19 protein-coding genes are annotated in these 23,826 nt (G+C 43.3%); 12 read left to right on the top strand and 7 right to left on the bottom strand.

Features of this window, described 5'->3' with window-relative positions:
• Positions 1-229: 229 nt before the first annotated feature.
• Both NX845_RS04610 and NX845_RS04605 read right to left on the bottom strand, forming a co-directional pair.
• On the bottom strand, positions 230-1,654 hold the full coding sequence (locus tag NX845_RS04610) for a methyl-accepting chemotaxis protein (RefSeq protein WP_102503469.1): 1,425 nt from the start codon (positions 1,652-1,654) through the stop codon (positions 230-232).
• Between the two features lie 148 nt (positions 1,655-1,802).
• Positions 1,803-3,026 carry an aromatic amino acid transport family protein gene (locus NX845_RS04605; protein ID WP_215514915.1) on the bottom strand — a complete coding sequence of 408 codons (1,224 nt, stop codon included), beginning with the start codon at positions 3,024-3,026 and terminating at the stop codon, positions 1,803-1,805.
• A gap of 446 nt (positions 3,027-3,472) precedes the next feature.
• Here NX845_RS04605 and NX845_RS04600 point away from each other — a divergent pair, with 446 nt between their 5' ends.
• The 3 genes from NX845_RS04600 to NX845_RS04590 all read left to right on the top strand — a co-directional run bounded on the left by NX845_RS04600 (position 3,473) and on the right by NX845_RS04590 (position 5,717).
• On the top strand, positions 3,473-3,601 hold the full coding sequence (locus NX845_RS04600; RefSeq protein WP_004730901.1) for a hypothetical protein: 129 nt from the start codon (positions 3,473-3,475) through the stop codon (positions 3,599-3,601).
• Between the two features lie 175 nt (positions 3,602-3,776).
• Positions 3,777-4,388 (top strand): ACP phosphodiesterase, encoded by a 612-nt coding sequence (locus tag NX845_RS04595; RefSeq protein ID WP_215514914.1) that lies wholly within the window; start codon positions 3,777-3,779, stop codon positions 4,386-4,388.
• A gap of 57 nt (positions 4,389-4,445) precedes the next feature.
• Positions 4,446-5,717, top strand: coding sequence for a DEAD/DEAH box helicase (locus NX845_RS04590; protein ID WP_102503471.1), 1,272 nt, complete (start codon positions 4,446-4,448; stop codon positions 5,715-5,717).
• A 127-nt stretch (positions 5,718-5,844) separates the two neighbouring features.
• On the opposite strand, the gene NX845_RS04585 is transcribed toward NX845_RS04590, so the two are convergent.
• Positions 5,845-6,585, bottom strand: a complete 741-nt coding sequence (locus tag NX845_RS04585; RefSeq protein ID WP_260256575.1) for a TetR/AcrR family transcriptional regulator — start codon at positions 6,583-6,585, stop codon at positions 5,845-5,847.
• A gap of 150 nt (positions 6,586-6,735) precedes the next feature.
• Here NX845_RS04585 and NX845_RS04580 point away from each other — a divergent pair, with 150 nt between their 5' ends.
• Genes NX845_RS04580 through NX845_RS04570 form a run of 3 tightly spaced genes read left to right on the top strand, consistent with a single transcriptional unit; the run spans position 6,736 to position 11,935 of the window.
• Positions 6,736-7,824: an efflux RND transporter periplasmic adaptor subunit gene (locus NX845_RS04580; RefSeq protein ID WP_102482788.1), complete on the top strand. Its 1,089-nt coding sequence runs from the start codon at positions 6,736-6,738 to the stop codon at positions 7,822-7,824.
• Positions 7,824-8,879, top strand: a complete 1,056-nt coding sequence (locus tag NX845_RS04575; RefSeq protein ID WP_260256574.1) for an efflux RND transporter periplasmic adaptor subunit — start codon at positions 7,824-7,826, stop codon at positions 8,877-8,879. Before NX845_RS04580 ends, NX845_RS04575 begins: the two co-directional genes overlap by 1 nt.
• Entirely contained in the window at positions 8,876-11,935 is a 3,060-nt protein-coding gene (locus tag NX845_RS04570; protein WP_017095581.1) for an efflux RND transporter permease subunit, read from the top strand. The genes NX845_RS04575 and NX845_RS04570 overlap by 4 nt, the downstream gene beginning before the upstream one ends.
• 182 nt (positions 11,936-12,117) lie before the next feature.
• Here the strand turns inward: NX845_RS04570 and NX845_RS04565 are convergent, their stop codons facing one another.
• Together NX845_RS04565 and NX845_RS04560 are read right to left on the bottom strand one after the other, a co-directional pair.
• A complete protein-coding gene (locus tag NX845_RS04565) occupies positions 12,118-12,855 on the bottom strand; it encodes an EAL domain-containing protein (protein ID WP_029405125.1) in 738 nt (245 codons plus the stop codon).
• Positions 12,856-13,430: 575 nt separating this feature from the next.
• Entirely contained in the window at positions 13,431-14,066 is a 636-nt protein-coding gene (locus NX845_RS04560; RefSeq protein WP_260256572.1) for a hypothetical protein, read from the bottom strand.
• Between the two features lie 285 nt (positions 14,067-14,351).
• Here NX845_RS04560 and NX845_RS04555 point away from each other — a divergent pair, with 285 nt between their 5' ends.
• The 3 genes from NX845_RS04555 (at position 14,352) to NX845_RS04545 (ending at position 15,888) form a co-directional block, all read left to right on the top strand.
• A complete protein-coding gene (locus NX845_RS04555) occupies positions 14,352-14,597 on the top strand; it encodes a DUF2164 domain-containing protein (protein WP_004730892.1) in 246 nt (81 codons plus the stop codon).
• Between the two features lie 185 nt (positions 14,598-14,782).
• Positions 14,783-15,322 carry a cytochrome b gene (locus tag NX845_RS04550; protein ID WP_004730891.1) on the top strand — a complete coding sequence of 180 codons (540 nt, stop codon included), beginning with the start codon at positions 14,783-14,785 and terminating at the stop codon, positions 15,320-15,322.
• Positions 15,319-15,888: a YceI family protein gene (locus tag NX845_RS04545; RefSeq protein ID WP_004730890.1), complete on the top strand. Its 570-nt coding sequence runs from the start codon at positions 15,319-15,321 to the stop codon at positions 15,886-15,888. The genes NX845_RS04550 and NX845_RS04545 overlap by 4 nt, the downstream gene beginning before the upstream one ends.
• 324 nt (positions 15,889-16,212) lie before the next feature.
• Here NX845_RS04545 and focA read toward each other — a convergent pair whose 3' ends face one another.
• A complete protein-coding gene (gene focA / locus NX845_RS04540) occupies positions 16,213-17,664 on the bottom strand; it encodes a formate transporter FocA (protein ID WP_004730889.1) in 1,452 nt (483 codons plus the stop codon).
• Positions 17,665-17,938: 274 nt separating this feature from the next.
• On the opposite strand from focA, the gene NX845_RS04535 reads away from it, so the two are divergent.
• Together NX845_RS04535 and NX845_RS04530 are read left to right on the top strand one after the other, a co-directional pair.
• On the top strand, positions 17,939-18,844 hold the full coding sequence (locus NX845_RS04535) for a LysR substrate-binding domain-containing protein (protein WP_017064628.1): 906 nt from the start codon (positions 17,939-17,941) through the stop codon (positions 18,842-18,844).
• Between the two features lie 469 nt (positions 18,845-19,313).
• Positions 19,314-19,808 carry a DUF1097 domain-containing protein gene (locus NX845_RS04530; RefSeq protein WP_017079195.1) on the top strand — a complete coding sequence of 165 codons (495 nt, stop codon included), beginning with the start codon at positions 19,314-19,316 and terminating at the stop codon, positions 19,806-19,808.
• A gap of 195 nt (positions 19,809-20,003) precedes the next feature.
• Here the strand turns inward: NX845_RS04530 and NX845_RS04525 are convergent, their stop codons facing one another.
• Complete coding sequence (locus tag NX845_RS04525; protein WP_102450659.1) at positions 20,004-21,797, bottom strand: ATP-dependent endonuclease; 1,794 nt, start codon at positions 21,795-21,797, stop codon at positions 20,004-20,006.
• 238 nt (positions 21,798-22,035) lie between these two features.
• Here NX845_RS04525 and NX845_RS04520 point away from each other — a divergent pair, with 238 nt between their 5' ends.
• Positions 22,036-23,775: a bifunctional UDP-sugar hydrolase/5'-nucleotidase gene (locus NX845_RS04520; protein WP_260256571.1), complete on the top strand. Its 1,740-nt coding sequence runs from the start codon at positions 22,036-22,038 to the stop codon at positions 23,773-23,775.
• The last annotated feature ends 51 nt before the right edge of the window (positions 23,776-23,826 follow it).

The following is a 23,826-nucleotide window of genomic DNA, read 5'->3' as shown; positions in this document are numbered from 1 at the left end:
TTGCGACTTGCTTCATGGTAATGATAATCTCATCGTTAAAGACCATGTGTTTCCTGTTGTTATTAAGGGAAGTTGTTATTAAAGAAAATTTCTATAAACGTGCGTCGCTATAAACGGGCGTTACTATTGGCAGACGTTGCTATTAACGAACGTCGAAAAAAAGGACTCATGATGAGTCCTTTTTAGTTTCGCTGAATTTAACTTGGTCAGCCTAAGTGATCACTCGTATCTAAGTGCGGTATCTTGCCAAAGTTTTAGACAAAGAAACTGATGCGTCTGTCAGTGTCGATACGCCATTTGAAGAGTTTTGAGCCACTTCTTTAATCACATCGGATTGACTGCGAATATCGTTAAGCTCAGCTGCGATGGTATTCGCTACGTTGCTTTGCTCGTCCGCTGAGGTTGCAATCTGAATACTCATATCCATTAGCGCTTGAGCTGAGTCAGCAATCGAGTTTACATCGTCCCCAATGTTTGAAATCAGTTGGCTACTAGTTTGCGCTTGGTCGACCGTTTGCTCGGTGATCTTAGCGATATTTTGGCTCTCTTGCTGTAAGCGTTCAATCATCGCTTGGATTTCAACCGTAGCCGACTGAGTGCGGCTTGCCAGTGTTCTTACTTCATCAGCAACAACAGCGAAACCACGGCCTTGTTCACCCGCACGAGCAGCTTCGATCGCCGCGTTCAGTGCAAGCAAGTTAGTTTGCTCTGAGATTGCGTTGATCGTCGTGATCACTTCATTAATTTGGCTAGTGTTCACATTCAAGCTGGTAACTGAAGATGAGGTTTGCTCAATCAAAGAAGAGAGCGTGGTGATCTCTGAGATGGCTTGTTGAACTTTCGTATGGCTGTCGTTGATTTGCTGCGCGTCTTGTTCAGTTTGTTCAGTTGAACGTGCTGAAATGTTAGAGACTTCATTGGCTGAAGCGGTCATTTGATCCATGGCAGTAGCAACAGAGTCTAGAGACGCATTCTGGCTCATGATTTGTGTTTCACTGCGCTTCATCTCAGTTTCGAAAGAAGCCGATGTTTCGCTTAGTGTCGCTGCACTGTGGTTTACGTTGTTGACTAGCTCACTAAGCGTGTCCATTGAACGGTCAAGTGCACAACCAATCGTACCGAACTCATCACGTCCTGGGTGGAAACCAAGGCGTGATGTTAAGTCGCCATCACCAATTTTTTGAGTAGTTGAGTAAAGCACCCACAATGCACCGCCTAGAAAAGTCGCCACCCAGTAACAGAAAAGACCAAAAGGCACACACCACAAAAAGCTCAGTAATAAAGTGTACAGTGCTTGCTGCTTTTGATTCTGTATATCGTTAGCTGAAACGGTAAGTGAGTAGTAATTGCCATCTTGTGCGAGTGCTGTGGCAGTCACCGAACCATTGTTTGAAATAGTGGTTTGTTGAGCGCGAGTTTGCTGGCTAACAGAGCGAACAGAAGCTGGGGAATCTGATGCTGATAAAATGCCTTGCAGTTGATACTCGACCTGCTGTTTTGCAGTTACGTCAATGTGTTCCATTTTGTTGACGTAGTTGAGTCCAGCGAGGCTTGCCAGAGCGGCAAAAAAGATTAAGAAAATGACCCAAAACTTGTCGTTGATCGACATCTTGATAAACAGTTTGTCTATCGTTCGAAATTGTACTTCTTTCATAAAAACTCCACGGTAAATCCTTTACCGTGGACTCTAAATAACCGACCTCAATAAAAATGTGATGCTAATCGACTAATTGTGAAAATTAATGATACCAACATATCGTTTATGAGACATCTATCAAGTATTTTTGTTCTCTATGGGTTTATTAGCCCAGAGAAGGCAATAGCCCTACTGAAATAAGGATTTGAATCGCAATGATAAAAACGCCTACGCTGCCAACTAAAAATAGCGCTTTACTTCCACCTAACACTTGGTAAGTCGCTTCTGTGCCTTGAGGTTCTACAGAGAAATCCGTGTAACGAATCTTGTATACCATCACTGTCGGCAGCAAAATTGCGAGTACTGAAAGTGCTATGGCTGCGTAGCCCAGAGCTGTAATGAAACCCTGTGGGTAGAACAAGGCAAAACCTAATGGCGGTAAGAAAGTGATAGCGGCCGTTTTAACGCGTTTTGCACTGCCTAGTTTCTTGCTCAGTGAATCCCCCATGAATTCAAATAACCCCAAGCTCACACCAATAAAAGAAGTCAGCAGTGCAAGGTCTGCGAATACGCCAACGATAACGCTAAGGTTTGATTGATGAACGGTTTGTGACAATGAGACTAACAGTGCGCCCAAACTTGTATCCGACAAAAGCTGCTCTTGGCTAATCACACCTAGAGTCACACTCTGCCAGAAAACATAGATGACCAAAGGCAGTGCAGAGCCAATAATCATGACCTTACGTAGAGAGCGAACGTCACCATCTAGGTATCGAACAATTGAAGGGATGCTGCCGTGGAAGCCAAAAGAGGTAAACACAACTGGGATAGCTGCAACAATCAGCCCTTGCTGTAAAGGCATGCTCATTAGATATTGAGAGGTGATGTTCGGTGCTAGGAAGCTGAGTACCAGTACCATCGCAATCAGTTTAAATCCGAATAAAACGCGGTTAACTTTATCAACACTGTGCGTACCAATCGTCACAACGCCAGCAACTAACAGTGTGAATAGCAGGGTTGTGATTTGGCCATTAAGCTCAATGCCTGCAATATCCGAGATACGTTGATTAAACTGCGCACCACCGCCCGCAATGTAGGCTGCACATAAAGCGTAAAACAGAAACATAACGGCGAAGCTCGCAATCCACTTACCTTTTGTCCCTAAAATTTTGTCAGCTAGCGTGTGTAGGGTTGCGTCAGAATCAGCGAATTGATGTAGCTCAACCATTAACAATGCAGTAAAGGCCATTAGAGCCCATAAGCCAAGCATTAGAAAAAGTGAGGTTGAAAAGCCAATACCTGCAGAAGCAAGTGGAAGAGCGAGCATGCCAGCACCAATAGTGGTGCCTGCAATGATCAAAGTACTACCAAAAACCTTTGATTTATTCATTGTATATAATTCTTTACGTTAGGGTGTGTTTTCATTGTAATTCTTCTAGCTTAAGCGCATAAACCCAAAGAATATCTCGATTTTTAAGTATTCTGATTGAGTTTAATTCCAAATGCAATGCCTAATGTAATTAAAAATATCCACTGTAAACTATATTTTACAATTGGTGGATTGGAATCACTTAAATGCCCGAAGCAAACGTTTGACCATGATCGGCTTCAAAATTTGTAGAGTAATTTGTTGTACTTGGTGTAAGGTGACAGTACATATGTCGTTCGCGTATACCCCTTTAGCGTAAACAAGCGCTAATGATCGCGAGTAGCTTCAAGCTATAAATATGGAATGGGTAGAGTAGAGTGCGTTCATCAAAGTGACATAATATAAGTCCAAGATGGTGCACTAGTTAATCGGACATCATGTCCGCATCAAGGAATAGAGGGGGCACTATGAGTGACCAATCTTTTAATGACGAAAGTCTTGAGTTGTTAGATGCCATGGAAATTGGCATTGATTTATCTGACTACGAGCAGGCGGTTAAACAATTAGCAGAAGAACTTTTTAAGTCTTCGAACTAGGTTTTACCTGAACTAAAGGTTTCTTGTAGTTCAACGTTCTCAAATTAGACAATTCTTAAACTGAGCAAATCTCATTCGCTCACACGTCATAACAAAACTATCCTCATTAAAGTTCGCGAAGATAAACGAGTACGTTTACTATGTTACTTAGTTCTCGATACTTTAATGAGGTTCAATGAACTTTCTCGCACATCTCCACATCGCTCAACACTGTAAAAGTAACTTAGCTGGTAATCTGTTAGGTGACTTCGTTAAAGGCGACCCTAATCAACACTATTCAACCTCGCTTTCAGACGGAATAAGACTTCATCGATTCGTGGATAGTTACACAGACCGCCACGATGTATCCCGATCGGCAAAATCGCTTTTTTTAGACCAAACGCGTCGCTTTGCACCTATTGCACTGGATGTATTCTGGGATCACTGCTTAGCCAATCATTGGACTCAGTTCTCGCAGCAGACGTTGGAGCATTTTTGTTTCGATAGTCATCAACAGATCTTTGAACATCAAGAGCCACACTGGCCTGAGAACTTCATTACGATTCATCAGAAGATGGCTGAACAACGTTGGCTGGAAAGCTATCAAGACATGTCTTCCATAGAGGTGGTATTGCAACGTATGGCGTTGAGAAGTCCCAAGTTAGGCATGCTCAAAAATTGTTACGACGACCTCGAACGTCACTATGATACGTTGCAGTGTCACTTTAATGAGCTGTATCCCAACGTTTTAGAAGAAGCGAAGCAGTTTAATGCACTTCAAATGAAGAAAAATCAAAAGGAAAGGTAAACAGCGTAATGCAGGTTTGCTACAATCCGCGCCTATTTAATCTTTGAGCATCATACTATGTCTGAATCTACCCAATCTTTTAACCAACTAGGATTGTCTGAGCAACTTCTTACAACGCTATCAGAGCTAAACTTTACGGCTCCGACTAGTGTTCAAGAACAAGCTATTCCATTGGTACTGGAAGGCAAAGATGTACTGGCTGGTGCGCAAACGGGTACCGGTAAAACCGCGGCGTTTGGTTTGCCGATTATTCAAAGATTAATCGAGACTAAAGACAATGTTATTCCGAACCCTAAGCTCGTTCGTGCACTTGTGTTAGTGCCAACGCGTGAATTGGCACAACAGGTGTTTGATAACGTAACGAGTTATGCGAAAGGCACCGATATTAAAGTTGTGGTGGCTTACGGCGGCGTTAGCATGAAGGTTCAAACCGATAACTTACGTGGAGGCGCCGACATTCTTGTAGCGACGCCTGGTCGTCTTATTGACCATATGTTCACCAAGAACATTATGTTAAGCCAAACGGAAGTGCTGGTATTAGACGAAGCAGACCGCATGCTAGATATGGGCTTCATGCCTGACATCAAACGCATTCTTTCTCGCATGAACGACGTACGTCAGACGCTGTTCTTCTCTGCGACGTTCGACAATAAAATTAAAGCACTTGCACATCGAATGATGCAGTCACCAAGCGAAATTCAAGTTACGCCAAAAAACAGCACCGCTGACACCGTTACCCAGATGGTTTATCCGGTTGATAAATCGCGTAAAAGTGAACTATTGGCCTATTTGATTGGCTCAAAAAACTGGCAACAAGTGTTGGTGTTCACGAAAACTAAGCAGGGCACTGATGCTCTAGTTAAAGAGCTTAAGTTAGACGGCATCAAAGCGGCATCAATCAATGGTGATAAGAGCCAAGGTGCGCGCCAAAAAGCACTGGATGATTTCAAATCAGGCAAGGTGAGAGCGTTGATTGCAACCGACGTGGCAGCTCGTGGTATTGATATCCAGCAGCTAGAACAAGTTGTGAACTATGACATGCCATTTAAAGCTGAAGATTACGTTCACCGCATCGGACGTACTGGCCGTGCAGGTAATACCGGTTTAGCGATTTCTTTGATGAGTCAGGATGAAGCGTACCTATTGGGTGACATTGAACGCTTACTTGATACTCGCTTGCCTCAAGAGTGGCTAGAGGGCTTTGAACCAAGCCTAGAAAAAGATATAGCACCCGATCGCGGTGGTCGCAGTAAAAGTCGTTCATCAGAAAAACGTAAGATCAAAGCGAAGCTTAAGATTCACCAAAACCGCGGTAAAGCACGTCGCTAACAAGCTGGACAAAGCTCCAGTTTAAAGATCTATACATATAAAAATGCGCCGTTACAGTTGGTTCTGTAACGGCGCATTTTTGTTTCAAGTAAATCAATTTACGACCACGGAAGATAAAAACACTAGATTAATGATGTTCTTGATTACACTTCCATACACAGGGCACTTCATAAATTAGCTCTTCTAAGCTAATTGGGTTTAGCACCCATTGGTCTTCGATTCTAAACTTGCTGACCATCTGCGTGTTGAAAAGCTGCCAATGCTTAAGTAGGGCATCTTCGGGTGAGGTGACCATATCGCCTTCATTCCAAGTGCTTTCCATGAAGGGAGTTAGGCATACCGCTCCGTGTGCATACATGATCATTTGCCACTTAATCTCATAAATGTTGATCAAGTTCTCTGGATTCGCATCGTTATATTGTTCAGCTAACATGTTGATTTCTTTTTCGACATCGCCAACATTGTCGATAAAGTAATCGACCAAGTTGTCTTTTTGGCGAACAGAGTCAGTGATAAGTTGCATCGGTTTTCGTGAGTGAATCATGTTGCTAAAGAGGCGCATACTAAATAAATAGATAGTAATGTTTGGTGCGACGCCTTTTGGTAACTCTTCCACTATCTTAGCAATATAAGACTGAAAATAGGCATGTAAACAATCGCTTATCGCATGCCAGATTTTTTCTTTGCTGCCAAAGTGGTGGCGAATAAGGCTATGCGATACACCTGCTTTTTCACTGATGTTACGAAGCGAAACGCTATCATAACCATGCTCACAGAACATATCCGCAGCAACACCCATGATCAAAAATCTCGTCTCTTCAGCGTCTTTTGCGCTTCTTCTGCCTTGTTTCTTTTCAGTCATCTTCATTTCACACATTTACCTGATTACCACATTCTACACTGTTTTTACTCAAATAAAAAATACTGCACAGGTGGAAAGTAAAGCTTGTGGATTACGGAATTTTGAATATACTGCCCACCTGTGTAATAAATCATAATAATTAAATGGAGAGACATCATGCAGTCCAATTTGTCTATCAATGCCATATCGAGCAAGCGCATGGGAGCTGTGATTGCAGCACTATTGCTCGCAGGCTCTTTGACCGGATGTAATAAGGTTCAGTCAGAAGAAACGGTTCAAGTTGTTAAGCCTGTAAAGCTGTTTGAGATTCCTTTGCAGACGGATATCGAGCTTGATAGCTTTATCGCAAAAGTGGATGCAACCGACCGTGCTGCGCTTTCCTTCCAAGTAGGAGGCGACATTGAAACCTTCGATGTTCGTATGGGACAAGAAGTGAATAAAGGTCAGGTGCTCGCCGTATTAGATGCGACGGATTACCGTATTGCGGTTGATGCAGCACAAGCCAAATTTGATCTTGCGAATAGCCAATACAAACAAGCTTCTGAGTTGTACGCGAAAAAGTTAGTCAGTACCGATTACTACGATCAAGCCGTGAACACCTTTACTGCCGCTGACGTTGAGTTGGACCAAGCAAAAACAAACCTTGGCTACACCACCTTAGTTGCTCCATTCGATGGCGTGGTATCGATGGTGTTTGGAAAACAATATCAATTGATCGCAGAAAAGCAGCCTGTACTGAATATTTTGAATCACAGTGAGATGGACGTGACGTTTTCAATTCCAGTATCAAAGCTTGAAGACCGTTCTATTCAAGACCTAACGAGCTCAAACATGTGGGTTGTGATGGATAGCCACCGTGGTATTCGTATCCCGACTCGCTTTAAAGAAATCTCTACACAACCAGATGAAGACACCAACAGCTACCAAGCGGTTGTATCTATCGAAAAGCCGGAAGGCATCAATTTACTTTCTGGAATGACAGCGCAAGTTGAAGTTCAGAAGCATAAATCTGACTACGGTATTGGCATTGTTGATTCAGCTTGGTTAACCAAAGAAGCTGACCATGGTGAGCTATGGCGCTATAACCCTGACTCTCAATTGATTTCTAAAGTACAAGTCCTTCTTGATGAGCAAGGCAAGGTTATTGATGGATTGTCGTCTGGCGACCTTATCGTTGAAGCGGGTGTGGATGTGTTATCCGATGGACAGCAAGTAAAAGCTTGGTTACGTGAGGGCGGTATTTAATGAACCTTTCCAAATTATCAATTGTTGTCGCGTCGGCTATGTTGCTTCAAGCCTGTAACAGTGAAGCCGTACACCGTGAACAACCCCCTCTGTTAGTTTCTACCTTTGAAGTTGGCGCGCCGCTGACTGATCAATTCAGAAGTTTTAATGGTCAGGTAATGCCCGCTGAATTGACACCCTTGGCATTTAAGCTCGCAGGCGAAATCCAACAAGTCTTGGTAGAAGCCGGTGACAACGTCGAAAAAGGCCAGCTACTTGCGACCTTAGACAACGCAACGTATCTCCAAGATCTGACTGATGCTAACTCTCAATTCAAACTGGCGAGCAAGCAGTTGGCCCGTGGTACGGAGATGTTTGGTAGCAAGATGTTGTCGCAGTCAGTGCTAGACCAACTAACGGCTAACTATAAGCTGGCATCGGCGAATTTGGCGGCTGCAAAACGTAAGCTAAGTTACACAGAGCTTTTAGCGCCATTTTCCGGGACCGTTTCTACCGTGGACAAGCAACGTTTCGAAAACACGACACCGGGTGAAGCACTATTGAGCGTGTACCAGAACGATAAGGTGTATGTACGAATTCAAGTCTCAGATTCGATCTTGGCATCGATCAGTCCAGACATGCGTTCAAATAGCTATCGTCCTGAGGCGACCTTTGGCGGTCACACTGGGCAATATCCACTGACGTATTTGGAGCACACCAGTGAATTGCACCCGCAATCGCGTACTTACGAATTTTGGATGCAGATGCAACAACCTAAAAACGAAATCCTGCCGGGCACCAGCGTTACGGTGAACGTGGATATGGCGAAAGCCGGCTTGAGCGATGTTCAAGGCTACCAATTACCAATGACAACTTTAGAAGCGGGTTCTGAAGCGAATCAGTTTTATGTGTGGAAAATGGAAGACGGACAAGCATTCAAAAGCGAAGTAGAAGTCGACAAGATCAGTGGCCAAGGCGCATTAATCGCTCACGGTGTTGAGCAAGGTGATCGACTCGTAAACTCGAATCTAAGAAAACTTCGTGACGGAATCAAATTGTCAGGAAAAGAAGAATGAACATCGCAGAATATTCAATAAAAAACAAAGTAATCAGCTGGTTATTTCTCGTCATATTGGCCATTGGTGGCGTGACGTCTTTTGGTAATCTATCCCGTTTGGAAGACCCAGCTTTTACCATTAAAGATGCAATGATTATTTCAACTTACCCTGGCGCTACGTCAATGGAAGTTGAAGAAGAGCTGACTTACCCGCTTGAAAAAGAGATAAGACAGCTGCCTTATATCGACAAGATAACCTCAACGTCGTCGAATGGTATGTCTCAAATTATGGTGAGCATGAAGATGGACTACGGTCCAGACGAGCTACCACAAATCTGGGATGAAATGCGTCGTAAGATCAACGATCTACAGCCCACGCTTCCTAGTGGTGTTAACTCAGTTCAGATCATTGATGACTTCGGTGATGTGTTTGGCGTGATGATCATGCTGACGGGTGATGGCTACGATTACGTTGAGCTTAAACAATATGCTGATTATCTAACCCGTGAAATCGAATTGGTCGACGGTGTAGGCAAAGTAAGCATTGCAGGTGACCAACAAGAGCAATTGTTTGTTGAGATGTCACTTGAGCGTTTAGCGGCGCTGAACCTAGATATGTCGATGGTAACGTCACTGCTATCACAACAAAACAGTGTGGTGGCAGCCGGTGAGGTAATGCTCAATGGCCAAAACCTAACGATCAAACCGAATGGCACTTTAAGTACTGTTGAAGAACTAGAAAACTTAATCATTCATGGCCGCGATACAGGTAACCTGATTCGCTTGAAAGATGTCGCTGAGGTCACTCGCGGAATCCAAGAAAAACCGGGCAATGTATTAACTTACAACGGCAAACCAGCAATCAACCTAGGCATTGCGTTCTCGTCGGGCGTAAACGTGGTGGAAATTGGTAATACGCTTGATGCAGAGCTTGAGCGTTTAGAAAGCATTAAGCCAGCCGGTGTTGAGTTGAATTACTTCTACAACCAAGCGCAAGAAGTGGACAAGTCCGTTGCTGATTTCTTGATTAGCCTCGTTGAAGCGGTGGCGATTGTTATCATCGTACTTTTGTTCGCGATGGGCTTACGCAGTGGTTTGATCATTGGGTTGGTTCTGCTACTGACGGTGTTTGGTACGTTCATCTTGATGGACTACAACGATGTCGAACTGCACCGTATCTCGCTGGGTGCCTTGATCATCGCACTCGGTATGCTGGTGGACAACGCGATTGTTGTGGTTGAAGGTATTTTGGTTGGCTTGAAGAAAGGAAAGACTAAGCTTCAAGCAGCAAAAGACATCGTGACACAAACACAGTGGCCACTGTTAGGTGCGACCATTATCGCTATCACAGCATTTGCGCCTATCGGCTTGTCGAAAGATGCGACAGGCGAGTTCATGGGTTCGCTGTTCTGGGTACTGTGTTTCTCACTGTTTTTGAGTTGGGTAACAGCACTAACACTAACGCCATTCCTTGCTGAGATGCTGCTTAAAGAAGAAGACAAGGTTGATGAAAACGTAGACCCTTACAAAGGCATCTTGTTCGTTGTATTTGGTGCGTGCCTGAAAGTAGCGCTTCGATTTAGATGGCTTACTGTAGTAAGTATGGTCGCGCTATTAGCGGTTTCCGTTGTCGGTTTTGGTATGGTGAAGCAGCAGTTCTTCCCGCCATCAAATACGCCAATGTTCTATGTAGACATGTGGATGCCAGAAGGTACGGATGTACGTGAAACGATCAAACAAACTGAAAAGGTTGAGAGCTACATTCGTCAACAAGATGACGTGGAGTTTGTGACAACAACGGTTGGGCAGGGTATGCAACGTTTTGCGCTGACATATCAACCAGAGAAAAGTTACGAAGCCTACAGTCAGCTACAAGTTAGAACAACTGACCGTGACACCATGTTCGAAGTCCTAGAAGAGTTAGACAAGGACTTAGCCAACAAATTTGAACAACCTACGTTCCAATTCAAATTGATTGAGTTTGGCCCGTCACCAGCTTCAAAAATCGAGGCTCGTATTAGTGGTGCCGACCCACAAATCTTGCGCAGTATTGCGGTTGAAGTGGAAGATATCTTGTTAGCGGACCCAGGCTCTCGAAATGTTCGTCACGACTGGCGTGAACGTACCAAAGAGCTCGTGCCACTGTTTAACGAATCAAAGGCTCGTCGTCTTGGTATTTCAAAGACGGATCTGTCCGAGACGTTACAAATGGCGTTTGGTGGCTACAACATCGGTTTACTGCGTGATGGTACTCATATGTTGCCTATTGTTGCGCGTTTACCTGAAGCAGAACGTTTTGATTTTGAATCACTGAACAATGTGAAGATTTGGAGCCCATCGCTACAAACCTACATTCCAGTTGAACAAGTGATTGATGGTGTAGAGCTTCAATGGTCTGAACCACTGATTCAACGTCGTGATAGAAAACGTACGCTAACCGTACTGGCTGATCACGATGTGTTGGGTGATGAAACGCCGGCGAGCTTGTTTGCTCGTGTTAAACCAAAGGTAGAAGCATTAGAGCTACCAGCAGGTTACAACATTAGCTGGGGTGGCGAGTACGAAAGTTCGAAAGATGCACAAGAATCTCTATTTGGTTCACTGCCAATGGGTTACTTGTTGATGTTTATCATCACCATGCTTTTGTTTAACTCGCTTCGTAAGCCACTTGTGATTTGGTTTACGGTACCACTTTCTATCATTGGTGTTTCGATTGGTCTGCTAGGGACTAATATGCCATTCAGCTTCACGGCGTTCCTTGGCCTACTGAGCTTAAGCGGCATGATTTTGAAAAACGGTATCGTCCTGCTTGACCAGATCAACACCGAACTCTCAACAGGTAAAGACCCATACCTAGCGGTTGTAGACAGCGCGATCAGTCGTGTACGACCGGTATCTATGGCAGCACTGACGACTATCTTGGGCATGATTCCCTTGGTATTCGATGCATTTTTCGGCTCAATGGCGATTACCATCATGGCAGGCTTAGGCTTTGCTACCGTACTAACGCTAATAGTAGTACCAGTGATGTTCGCTATTCTATATAGAATCAAACCGTCCACTGCGGGTTATTAGGGATTGATATAAAACAGATTCTTTTAAGCCAGCCCAGTCAAATTCGACTGGGCTTTTTTATTCGTGTTGTCCCGTCCTGAAATGTGTTAACACATGAGAGTGGCAAGCGGATACGAATAGGGAAGTATTAAAAAAGCCGCTAACCAATGGTCAAGCGGCTTTAGGAAGAATAAGGGGCAGTTCTAGATTGCGAGGCGGAGATCTAACTCAATCGGCTTTGGCATGGCTAAGTGATAACCTTGATACATATCGAAGCCTAAATTTTGCATCGCTGCGAGTTGTTGTTGGGTTTCTATCCCTTCGATTACCGTCTTCGCACCGATTTGAGTAGCAAGCTTTAGGGCCAACTCCATTTCACTTGTGTCACCTTGTTCAAAATCCAACATCACAGAGCGATCTATCTTGATGATATGAGGATTAATATGGCGAACCCGCTGTTCTGTTGACGCTTGTGTTCCGAAATCATCAACAGCGATTTGAAAACCATTTTCCGCTAATGAATGGGCCGCGTCTTTCAAACGTTCTTCACTCTCTACATTAAGCTCGACCAACTCCATCACAATTTGTTCGCACGATAAGTTAAGCTCATGCAGGCGTTTAGCTAGCAAGCTGTCGCTCACTTTCTCTGCAGCAAATAGCTCGCCAACATTAGGAAGAACATTCAAGAATAGGTGTAAATGACGGATAGTCGACTGTGCGAAGTTGCGTATATGAATGGCTCGGCTCAGCCTCTCGACATTAATTTTGTCTGTGCATGAGGTTTCGTCGGAATGAAAGAAGTGATCAGGGCGAACAATGGCACCTTTGCTGTTCGAAATTCGAACTAAAGCCTCTACACCTATCTGAGTCATAGAAGAATCAAATATAGGTTGGTAGACACTTCTAAGTGTTAGGTCTTGATATTTCGCAATAAACTGCATATCGGCATCCACAGATATGCAGCTAATAAATTCACTTCTGTCTGATAAAATCATAGTCGCTAATAAAGGTGTTTATTTAATGACGAGAATATACGTCACGGCTGTCACAATATTGACAGGTGTTACTAAATTGTCAATTAATAAAAATTCATTTGTAACGTCAATATTTAAATTAATATAACTAACGAAAAATCAGCATGATAAATGACATTAACCATTAAATTTACTTATCATTGGCTGTGTTTGATAGTTCAAGTGAATCTAATGGCTGAGTAACGTCTCACATATTAATCCCAACCAATATAAGGCTAGAACGCTGATACACCAGAGAAAAGTAGGGTTAATGGCTTAAATTATGGGGGAGTGTCAAAGTTATAAAATAGATTGACTAAGCGAGTTACACAGAAATGATATCTATCTCTCAAAATCGAGACTGTGATTCGATTGGCTATTAATAATTAAAACAGGAAGTTCGAATAATTAATGAACAGGGAATGAGTTGTCTTTTATAAAATACTGGGATGAAGGTCTAACAATTTACTTTCAATATTGAATGAAAAAGTTGACCCGTATTATCACTGCCATTGAAGTACCGCATAAAGTTGCAGATATTTACGTACTAATTGATGATTTCCTGACCGTTTTAACGGGTGGCCAAATTTAATAAAACAGGGGCTAATTTTAAAGTTAATATTCAAATCAGCGGCAAATTGAGACTCGCTCTCTCTTAGGGTGATGCCTTGTTGGCTGTATTCAGTTATCGCGTCTGGGAGTTCTCCCATCCACCAATGCAATAGTTCACCGCTGTTTTTACTTCGGGTTATCCAATGGTCGGAGACAATGATCAAAACGTCATTGGGTTGGATTGCAAATCCATACTCTGATTGCCAGTTATGAATGTCCAACATCAACTTTCTACGACAAGTTTTTCCCGCGCTCACCATGTGGTGGCTGATCATCCAAACTGTTCCTATTTCAGAGGAGATTCGGAAGTGTCTAGGGGTTTCACCAGAAGAAAGCATTTCGAGCGGGCTGATGTTGCTTGCATGATTAAAGCTAACGAAGGTGTGCTCCATTCGTCGAGCAAAAGCTTTTCCTATATGGTGCTCACTGATCCCTTGATTGTGTACCGTAGGATAGTGGCGTTCACAAAGCTTTAGGCAATCGTCTTGAAACTGGTTGACGCTTTTAATCACTAGATCTAATAACAATGAAGTCCCTTATACACAGTTACTATCTTATTGATGGGCAATAGTACGGTAATTGCAGTGCCATTACCTATCGTCAAAGTGCCAGTTCATGATCCCTCTATCAAAATTAGCCATTGCAGAGCGTTTTTATGGATAGCACTGGCGCTCTACGGGTCTGTAATCTAAATTATGAGAAATAATAGTGAGTTAGCAGGCTCATGGTGACTTAGTAAAGTTATCGATAGTTAACCTAATCTTAGTCAGCTAATCACAATTGTTCTACTTACTCTTTATTTGGACACATTCATGACCATTCAATTAGATTCGAAACAAAAGTCTGAGCTCACTCATACATTACAAAAGTACCTGCAAGATGAACTCGATGTAGATCTTGGTCAGTTCGACACGGAATTCTTGGTCGACTTCATTAGTAAAAAGTTTGGTGCGGTTTACTACAACAAGGGGATAGAAGATGCTCAGAAAGTCATGGAACGAAAAATGTTAGATATCTCAGATGAGCTCTATGAAATTGAACAAATCGTTGAAATATAGACACAGCAAGCGATTGTTCGACAAAGAAATTTGTCAATAAAGCAACTTGTTCAAAAATTTTGAATAACTTGTTTAATTTGAAATGATGTAACTAATGTAAAGCTTGGTAAATAATATGTTACACAAACTTAGTGTAGGGTACGCTTTTCAAAATTACACGACTCGTTAACATTCGGAACAGATGCATGGACAACAACGTTAAAAATTACAATCCCTTAGCAAGAGCAATGCATTGGATTTCAGCACTCGCAATATTTGGCTTATTTGGTGTAGGCCTATGGATGGTTGATCTTTCATACTACAGCGAGTGGTACAAAACAGCGCCAGACTACCACCGTTCGGTAGGCATTCTTTTGGCTACAGTTACTGTTCTCCGTTTGCTTTGGAAACTAGTTACCGCGTCACCTAAGGTGGAAGGCAAAAGTTATGAAGTTGCAGCCGCTAAGATAGCGCACGGCTTTATGTACATTAACCTAGCGGTTTTATTTATTTCAGGTTATTTGATTTCAACATCAGATGGCCGTGGGATCGACGTGTTTAATTGGTTCACTGTTCCAAGTATGGGTGAGCTATTTGAAAACCAATCGGATCTCGCAGGAACGATTCACTACTATGCTGCATGGGTACTGATCATTATGGCATCAGTGCACGCCTTAGCGGCGATAAAACACCACGTTATCGACAAAGACGATACGCTACGAAAAATGATAGGAGCTTCAAAATGAAAAAGTCAATTATCGCTACAGGATTAGCACTTGCTATGGCAATGCCTTTCGCTGCGAACGCCGCTGATTACGTGATTGATACAAAAGGTGCGCATGCTTCAGTTAACTTTAAAGTTAGCCACCTAGGTTACAGCTTTATCCAAGGTCGTTTTAACACGTTCTCAGGTGATTTCTCATTTGATGAAAGCAACGTTGAAGCGTCTAAAATAAACGTAACGGTTGATACTACAAGTCTTGACTCAAACCACGCAGAACGTGATAAGCACATCCGTAGCGGTGATTTCATCGATGCAAGCAAGTTTTCTGATGCTACATTCAACAGCACGAAAGTGGTTGATAAAGGTGACGGCAAACTTGAAGTAATGGGTGACCTTAAACTTCATGGCGTAACTAAGCCTATCGTTATCGAAGCTGAATTCATTGGTGCTGGTCAAGACCCATGGGGCGGTGAGCGTGCTGGTTTCGTTGGTACAACTCGTCTAGAGCTTGCTGACTTCAACATTCCAGTAATGGGCGCTTCAAGCTATGTAGATATGGATCTGCACGTTGAAGGTGTAAAGAAGTAATCTAGCTTTCTAGCTTTCTAGTTTTCTACCTCTCTGACAGGTATCAACATTTTTTAGAAACATCAAAAGTTTGGTCGATACTAACAAGGTCAGCAGTTAGCTAGTTGGCAATAGGGAAAGTAGCAAAACCGCTAGAAATAGAGAAAGGCGCAAAGTTTTCACTTTGCGCCTTTTTTATTGAGGTAAATGGCCACGCGTTTAGGTCTGTTTTGTGTCAAACCTTTTACTGCGTCTTAAGCCACCATTTACTTCTGCCAGTCAACGTTGCCATGACTGAGTTATCTAATTGAACTACTAATCCCTAATAGTTCAACTTACGATTAGTTAAGCCGTTTCTAGTTCAGCTTGAGGAACCACGTTTAGTCGGTCACCGTAGATTGGGCGTAGTGCTTGCATCACTTCAATGCGAGTTAACACACCGACCATTACGCCATTTTCTAACACTGGCAGCATATGTGGTTGGCTTACTTTCATCGCTTTTGCACGCTCTTCTAGAGAAAGAGAAGTCAGGCGAGTTGCGAAGCCCATGCTTGTAGTCGGGTACAGTTGTTCTTTGTCGATGCATAGGAACTCAGCAACGTCGACTAACTTGTCGTTTGCATCGATTGCGACAACGTCACGGCTCATAAGGTCTACGACTTTCTGACCTTTTGTCGGGATGTAATCTTGGCACCAAAGATCAACCATTACGTCGTGAACAGAGAAGATACCCACTAGACGACCTTCAACATCGCAAACAGGAGCGCTAACAAGTTGAGCGTCTAGAAGAGAGTCAATCGCGACTGATGTAGGCATTTCTACGCTCAGTGTAATTGGTTGAGTGTTCATGATTTGCTTGATAGTCGTTGCTGTGTTCATAGTGATTTCCTTAACTGACGTAATTTCTGTTGTTTGAGTAATTGCTGTAATTTTTGCTGCTTTCAGCTGCGGGCGACGGTAAATGCTCCAATTGGCTAAGCCGACCAATACTGAACCACCTACAATGTTGCCGATTGTCACTGGTATTAAGTTTGCGGTGACAAATTTCATGATGTTTAAGTCTGCGTACTGAGCAGGCGTTGCTCCGATTTGCATCCAAAAACTTTCTGGTGCGAATGTTTGAATCGTGATGCCTAGTGGAACCATGAACATATTCGCCACACAGTGTTCAAAGCCTGAGCTAACGAACATTGCAACAGGTAATACGGTCATCATTGCTTTGGTCATGGCGTTCGCAGAGCTGAACGTTAACCAAATCGCTAAACACACCAATAAGTTACAAAGCACACCCAAAGCAAAAGCTTGAACAGGGCTGTGGTGTAGCTTGTGTTGAGCAATGTTCAGAGCGTTTAAGCCCCATTGACCGCCATCCAGTTGATATAAGCCTGCTGCGCTTACCAAAGCCAATAGGAACATGGCACCGATGAAGTTACCGACGTAGACCTTGCCCCAGATAGACAGCATCTTAGTGAAGGTGATTTGCTTGTTAGCCCATGAAATGCTTGATAACACTGAACTGGTAAACAGCTCGCCACCGCAAATCACAATCAGGATTAACCCCATACTGAATGCAAGACCGCCGGCTAAACGACTCAATCCCCATCCAGCATCAGCGCTACCCGTGGTCACCGTGATGTAGAATAAAAAAGCAAGCCCGATGAATGCGCCAGCCATGATTGCCAAACTCAATGTCATGCTGCTGGTTTTATTTGCTTTGCTTAATGCAAACTTCTCGGCTTCCGCCATCATTTCTGTTGGCGAGAACAGTTGCTGATTTTCAGAAGTGCTGGTTGCCATATCCCCCCCTTGAACAATCCGTCATGTGTAATTCCTAGTGTTAATGACTTGGTTAATCCGTAATGGTTAATCAGTAATGTTTTGCAGGGCTCGTTTGTGTCCTGCCATTCCAGATTAGGGGGTTGAGGGGTAGAGGTAAAATTGATAATTTTTAGAAACCACATCAAAATTATTGATATAGATTTGGTTACGCGTAGAATGAAATTAATTGCTCATCGGCTTAATAAAAAACGAGCAGCAGGACATAAGTTATTAAAAGAATTAAGGATGAATTTTGCGTTATTCATTAAAGCAACTCGCGGTATTTGATGCAGTGGCGGATTCCGGGAGTGTTAGTCAGGCAGCAGACAAGTTGGCGTTGACTCAGTCAGCGACAAGTATGTCTCTTGCACAGTTGGAAAAAATGCTCGGCAGGCCTTTGTTTGAAAGGCAGGGCAAGCAAATGGCTCTTACTCATTGGGGTATGTGGCTAAGGCCTAAAGCGAAGCGTTTACTGCAAGATGCGCAGCAAATTGAGATGGGTTTTTATGAGCAGCATTTACTAAGTGGAGAGCTCAAACTCGGTGCAAGCCAAACACCAGCGGAACACCTTGTTCCTGACCTCATCAGTATTATTGATAACGACTTTCCTGAGATGCGAATCTCGCTCGGCGTACAAAGTACCGATGCGGTTATTGACGGCGTATTAGATTATCAATATGACTTGGGTGTTATCGAAGGTCGTTGTGATGACAACCGAGTTCACCAAGAAGTGTGGTGTACGGACCATTTAACGGTGGTTGCATCGGCTCATCACCCGTTTGCGAAGCGTGAACGAGTCAGTTTGGCACAATTAGAACAAGCAAAGTGGGTATTACGCGAACATGGTTCGGGTACTCGCAAAGTTTTTGATAGCTCTATTCACCATTTAATTGGCGATCTCGATGTTTGGCGAGAGTATGAACACGTTCCTGTTTTAAGAAGTTTGGTTGCAAACGGCCCATATTTAACGTGTTTACCTTATCTCGATGTCGAACAGTTTGTTGAGTCTGGTCAACTGGTCACATTAAATGTCCCTGAGCTTGAAATGGAAAGAACCTTGTCCTTTATTTGGCGTGCAGATATGTCTGAGAACCCACTTGCTGAGTGTATTAAGCGAGAAGGTAAGCGCATGATGAAAGGCAAACCATCGGTTCTGTAAGGTAGATTTGATAAAAGGCGAGGGGCTGTTGACCTTTCGTGGTTAAGTTTTGTTCGAGGTAAAATCGTTTTAGGCGCGGCGAAGAGTATGTAGCCTAGTCATTCTAAGCAAATATTCTTCAACAAAGCATAAAGCGATTTTAGCCGAACCCTTCGGGCAGCCCTTGTGGTTCATTTCTACTGCGTTATCGGCTTTTCATGTAGGCTAGCTACACGTCAAAGCCTCTGTCTTGTATAAATTTCCCACAAAGGCTGCAAAATCGACCTCGAAAGGCCAATAGACCCTGATAACTAATTGTGTTGGATAAGCGATTTCGGTCTCTATCTTGTGATAAATGTATGTTCGCATACATTATTAATGTGATCGCGATCGGCTAAAAAAGGGTGTTCTTCCCATAATATGCTTACTTGATTTTAAGTGAGGCTAAATCCGGTTGCGATGAATTACGTAATTAGGCTTTAGAAATAGTATGAGTACATTAGTCGCGATTTCATTAACAACAGGTATTTTGTCAGGTCTATGGGGATGGATTGCTATCTCTTTCGGCTTATTGTCATGGGCAGGTTTCTTAGGTTGCACCAGTTATTTTGCTTCGCCAACAGGCGGCGTAAAAGGACTAGCCGGTAGCTTATTGACTAACATGACAGGCGTATTCTGGGCAATGGTGATTATCGAAAGCTCAACCTTCGCAGGTTTAGAGATTTTAGGCTACATGATTACCGCTATTGTGGCTTTCTTTATGTGTATCCAAGCGAAACAAGCGTGGCTAGGTTATATTCCAGGAACCTTCATTGGTTGTTGTGCGACGTTTGCTGCAGGTGGCGATTGGCAACTTGTAGTACCATCTTTACTGCTTGGTGGTGTATTTGGATACTTGATGAAAGCAACGGGGCTATGGCTTCACGAGAAATCGACTCAATCTTCGGAAGTGGTTGAACAACACACTAAGCAAGCTAAGGCTTAATTCGTTAATCTAACCTTAATTCGTTAACCTAACCTCAGTTTAGTCACTGTAAACTCTTGCAAGATAACCCCCAATTAATTTGTATATCGATTTATACAGGCACACCACTTGGTGTGCCTTTTTTGGTTTTGGTTAAGCCAATCAATTAAAAAAATCATCTGCAGAAGAACCAATAGCATCTATCAATTAAAGCGCTTAGGTGTTCCCGTTTGCCATGGTGATGACACGTTTTAGCGTCCACCTTAATAACAAGGGAATACAGTCTTGTCCTTGATTCTCACAATGAGACACGATCGCTAAAGCCAGATCTGGTTTTGCGTGTTTCTTAAGAACTTTAGCCACGACTTTTTTTGCTGGGATAGGGTGATCGTAAGGAATCTTAACCATGTCTCTGAAAAAGTTCTCAAACCCATTCATATATAAGTAGTGCTCGATGTCTCTGTCAGGCAGTTCTGTGAGGCGATGTCGCTCTTGATCATTCCCAAGTTTAGATAGCACTGTTGCTGCATATTTTTTACCAGCCGCATCACCATCGGTGACGACATGCCAATCGATGCCAAACTCTTGCGCGACTTTGATCAATGCCTTAAGTCCTGATTGAGCGAACTCAATAATCTGAACGCCTTCCGCAGCAAGGTTATACCCACATTGGTTGGCTAACTCGTTAAACAACCATACTTCAGTCTCACCTTCTACTAATAACCAACAGCGAGCATACAGAGCACCTGAACGATGGAAACGAATATGAAAACCAATTCGACGAAGCTCATCTTTGCTAAAGTGGTTCATGTTGAGTTGGTTAGCGATGGTTTTATCGGACTGACGCACCAAACGACGAATCGATTGAAGTGGTACAGCAGCAAGTAGATCGCCACTGTTGGTGGTAAGGATTTTTTGCATGGGTAATTTCTGCATCAAGCTCCAAGCCCTTGCTAGGTGCGTTGGGTGCAGTCGACCCTCTGGATCTTCAAGGATCAAAAGAGGGCGCGCACATCGTCTTAAGTCTGTCGGCCCTTTGGCCTGTAGATAAGCGTTAAGTAAGCCCATGAATAACAGCCGAGTTTGTTTATTCTTGGTCTCCTCGACCAATTGATGAATGCTCTTGTCGTTCGCTCCAGCTGAGTACAGTAGCCCGTCACGCGGTTTTCTCGGATTCTTACGTGAGACACTCTTAAATGAGAAGTAGTGTTCTATTAAGCTTTGCATTGACTCAAGACTACTGCGCATTTCACCTTTATTAACATGTCCGGGTATCGCCATAAGACGGCGGCAGGTGTTGTCGATCCGCTTTTCTATTCTTGCCTGACGGCCATTGCCATTGCCGCCGTTTCCATTCGTGCCATGACCATTGGTAGTGTGATTATGTCCGTGCCCATGCCCGTTATTTGGATTGTTGTTCCCATTTCCGTTTGCATTGTTAGCGTGGCCGTTATTAGCGTGAACATTAGTCGGCAGGTGAGCATTGTGGTTGAGTGAATTTCCGTTGAAAGGGCGATCAAAGTGCCTTGCGTCTCGTAAACGGATCACAGGATGTAAGGTCATTAATTCTTGAGCGAGCTTTTCTGAGTGATGGAGTTTGAGCGGATTACCGTCTAAACCTAAGAATGCGTAGTTTGTGGTCGTTTCATATTGTTCTAATGTGGCACTGATTCGATAATAGATACGATAGACGCCAAATTCGTCTTGAACCCATATAGGTTTAAGCTTGCGATAACGACCAGCGTTGAGTTCGCTCTTGTCATTGGCTTTTAATGCGAGAACAATTTGAAGATGTTGAGACTGTGGATGTGAAACCGAGTAATCGACATGAAAATCAGTCATTTCGAAGTGATATGGCACACCGTCTGAGGGCAGAACGACGGAAAGGGCATCCAATAATGAAGACTTACCCCAGGTATTTTCACCAATAAGCGTGGTTAGCTCGTCAAACGCGAGTGACATGCGCTTGATACCTCGAAAGCCAGAAATCTCGATTCTTTCTAGTTGCATAGGCTTACTCCTAACGGAAGGCTCTGCTAATTGTTTGAAAGCTAACAGATATCTTTAATCATAATCGAAAAATACCAATCCGGTATGCTCACCTGTCACAAAACCCGTTGTTTATTTATACGGATCAAAATGGGATTTTTGATCTATCTCGAGAATTTTTTTGCAGTGCAGTTTCATAAAATTCACGATTCTGTCATGATTCTCGACCTAGTATGAAGGGACAAAGAGAGAAGAAAATATGACTAAAAAGAATAAGCCGACAAAAATAGTGTTGGCACACATCAACGACACCCACTCATACTTTGAACCAACCTCGTTACAGCTATCACTTAAAATGAACAACCACATCATTGAACCTTATGTCAGTACTGGTGGCTTTGCTCGAATTTCAACACGCTTTAAACAAATAGAACAAGATGCCCAGCGTCAGAAGCTTGGAACCCTGTTCCTACACGCTGGTGACTGCTTCCAGGGGACTTTGTACTTTTCTTTATTCAAGGGAAAAGCCAACGCCGATTTGTTGAATGCCCTTAATATAGATGCCATGACGCTCGGAAATCACGAGCTAGACATGGGTAATGAGCCCGTTGCGATTTTCGCTAAAAGAATCAAATTCCCACTGTTGGCCGGTAACTGGAATCTATCGAATGAGGATATCAATAAAACTCATACCTTAGCGGACAACGAAATTGTTAAGCCTTATCTGACTGAAACGCGAAGTGCTTCTTTTATAACGAAAGAGTTTGATGGCGAGAAGGTTGCAGTATTCGGCTTAAGCATCGACAAAATGGCAGGCATTGCCAATCCAGATATCGATACACCATTTGAAAATGCTTTAGAAACAGCAAAAGCGACCATTGAGCAGATTCATAAAGCTGGTATCAACAAGATTGTGTTACTTAGTCATCTTGGTTACGAAGCTGATTTAGAGTTAGCAGCCAACGTAACAGGTATTGGCGTCATTGTTGGTGGCCATAGTCATCGCTTACAAGGTGATTTCTCTGATATCGGCTTAGTTAAAGATGATGATTACGGCGTGAAAGTCGGTGACACCTATGTTGTGCAAGCGGGTTTCCACGCCATGAGCCTAGGACACTGCGAAATCGAGTTCGATGCTGAAGGCAAAGTGACGCACTTTAACGGTAAGAACGAACTGCTGTTAGGCCGTCGACTGTTTATAGACGCGAAATTGAGTGAAGTAGGGCAAGACGATGCCCACGACATGGCATGTGAGTTTTTAAATAATCATCCTAATATTGCAGTGTGTAAGAAAGATCCTGAGCTGCAGAGCATTCTGACGGATAAATACCAGCCGCGAGTACGAAAGCTTCAGCAACAAGTTATTGCTCATGCCGATACAAAACTGCGCCACATACGCATCCCGGACGAGAAAGGCCCGAGCCAACTAGCGCCCTTGGTTGCTCAATCATTTCACTACCTAATGAACAAAAAAGGGCATCAGGTTGAATTTGCCATTCACAACGCAGGTGGTGTTAGAAATTCACTGAATAGCGGCGATGTCTCTGTTGCCGATATTGCCGGAAAACTACTACCGTTTGCCGTACCCATTGGTGTGTATGAAGTAAAAGGTGAAACGATCACAGGCATGCTTGAAGGTGCAATCAACAATGCATTGGATAATGGCGTTGTAGGGACAGGTTCAGGCAGCTTTCCTTATACGCATAACCTGAGGTTTTGTTACCACAAAGAAGCGCCTTTAGGGCACAGGATTCACCATCTAGAAATCCACTCTGATGAATCGGGTTGGCAGACTGTTTCTCGCAACCGTATTTACCGAGGCGCGTCGTCAGCCTATACCATGAAAGGAAAAGAGGGCTATAACGCCGTCTTGGATATGATAGGTGATGGCATGGTCACGACCGACTCAATGGCAGACTGTTTCATCGAGTTTCTACAAGACCACCCAGAGTCACTGCAATACAACGAGCCGTTGAATTGTTTGGAGTGTTTTAGATAGTCACAGGTAATACTTGTGATTGGTGTTATTAGTTTCGTCTATTTATAAATT

The organism is Vibrio sp. NC2 (assembly GCF_025195005.1).
Classification (GTDB): Bacteria; Pseudomonadota; Gammaproteobacteria; order Enterobacterales; family Vibrionaceae; genus Vibrio; species Vibrio splendidus.
This window is presented reverse-complemented; position numbering and strand designations above follow the sequence as displayed.

What these genes read in the sequence shown, in the direction of transcription:
- NX845_RS04575 (WP_260256574.1), top strand. Translation starts at nt 7,824, where the DNA reads ATGAACCTTTCCAAATTATCAATTGTTGTCGCGTCGGCTATGTTGCTT.
- NX845_RS04545 (WP_004730890.1), top strand. Translation starts at nt 15,319, where the DNA reads ATGAAAAAGTCAATTATCGCTACAGGATTAGCACTTGCTATGGCAATG.
- NX845_RS04580 (WP_102482788.1), top strand. Translation starts at nt 6,736, where the DNA reads ATGCAGTCCAATTTGTCTATCAATGCCATATCGAGCAAGCGCATGGGA.
- NX845_RS04530 (WP_017079195.1), top strand. Translation starts at nt 19,314, where the DNA reads ATGAGTACATTAGTCGCGATTTCATTAACAACAGGTATTTTGTCAGGT.
- NX845_RS04550 (WP_004730891.1), top strand. Translation starts at nt 14,783, where the DNA reads ATGGACAACAACGTTAAAAATTACAATCCCTTAGCAAGAGCAATGCAT.
- NX845_RS04565 (WP_029405125.1), bottom strand. Translation starts at nt 12,855, where the DNA reads ATGCAGTTTATTGCGAAATATCAAGACCTAACACTTAGAAGTGTCTAC.
- NX845_RS04605 (WP_215514915.1), bottom strand. Translation starts at nt 3,026, where the DNA reads ATGAATAAATCAAAGGTTTTTGGTAGTACTTTGATCATTGCAGGCACC.
- NX845_RS04595 (WP_215514914.1), top strand. Translation starts at nt 3,777, where the DNA reads ATGAACTTTCTCGCACATCTCCACATCGCTCAACACTGTAAAAGTAAC.
- NX845_RS04555 (WP_004730892.1), top strand. Translation starts at nt 14,352, where the DNA reads ATGACCATTCAATTAGATTCGAAACAAAAGTCTGAGCTCACTCATACA.
- NX845_RS04590 (WP_102503471.1), top strand. Translation starts at nt 4,446, where the DNA reads ATGTCTGAATCTACCCAATCTTTTAACCAACTAGGATTGTCTGAGCAA.
- NX845_RS04585 (WP_260256575.1), bottom strand. Translation starts at nt 6,585, where the DNA reads ATGAAGATGACTGAAAAGAAACAAGGCAGAAGAAGCGCAAAAGACGCT.
- NX845_RS04570 (WP_017095581.1), top strand. Translation starts at nt 8,876, where the DNA reads ATGAACATCGCAGAATATTCAATAAAAAACAAAGTAATCAGCTGGTTA.
- NX845_RS04600 (WP_004730901.1), top strand. Translation starts at nt 3,473, where the DNA reads ATGAGTGACCAATCTTTTAATGACGAAAGTCTTGAGTTGTTAGATGCC.
- NX845_RS04610 (WP_102503469.1), bottom strand. Translation starts at nt 1,654, where the DNA reads ATGAAAGAAGTACAATTTCGAACGATAGACAAACTGTTTATCAAGATG.
- NX845_RS04525 (WP_102450659.1), bottom strand. Translation starts at nt 21,797, where the DNA reads ATGCAACTAGAAAGAATCGAGATTTCTGGCTTTCGAGGTATCAAGCGC.
- NX845_RS04520 (WP_260256571.1), top strand. Translation starts at nt 22,036, where the DNA reads ATGACTAAAAAGAATAAGCCGACAAAAATAGTGTTGGCACACATCAAC.
- focA (WP_004730889.1), bottom strand. Translation starts at nt 17,664, where the DNA reads ATGGCAACCAGCACTTCTGAAAATCAGCAACTGTTCTCGCCAACAGAA.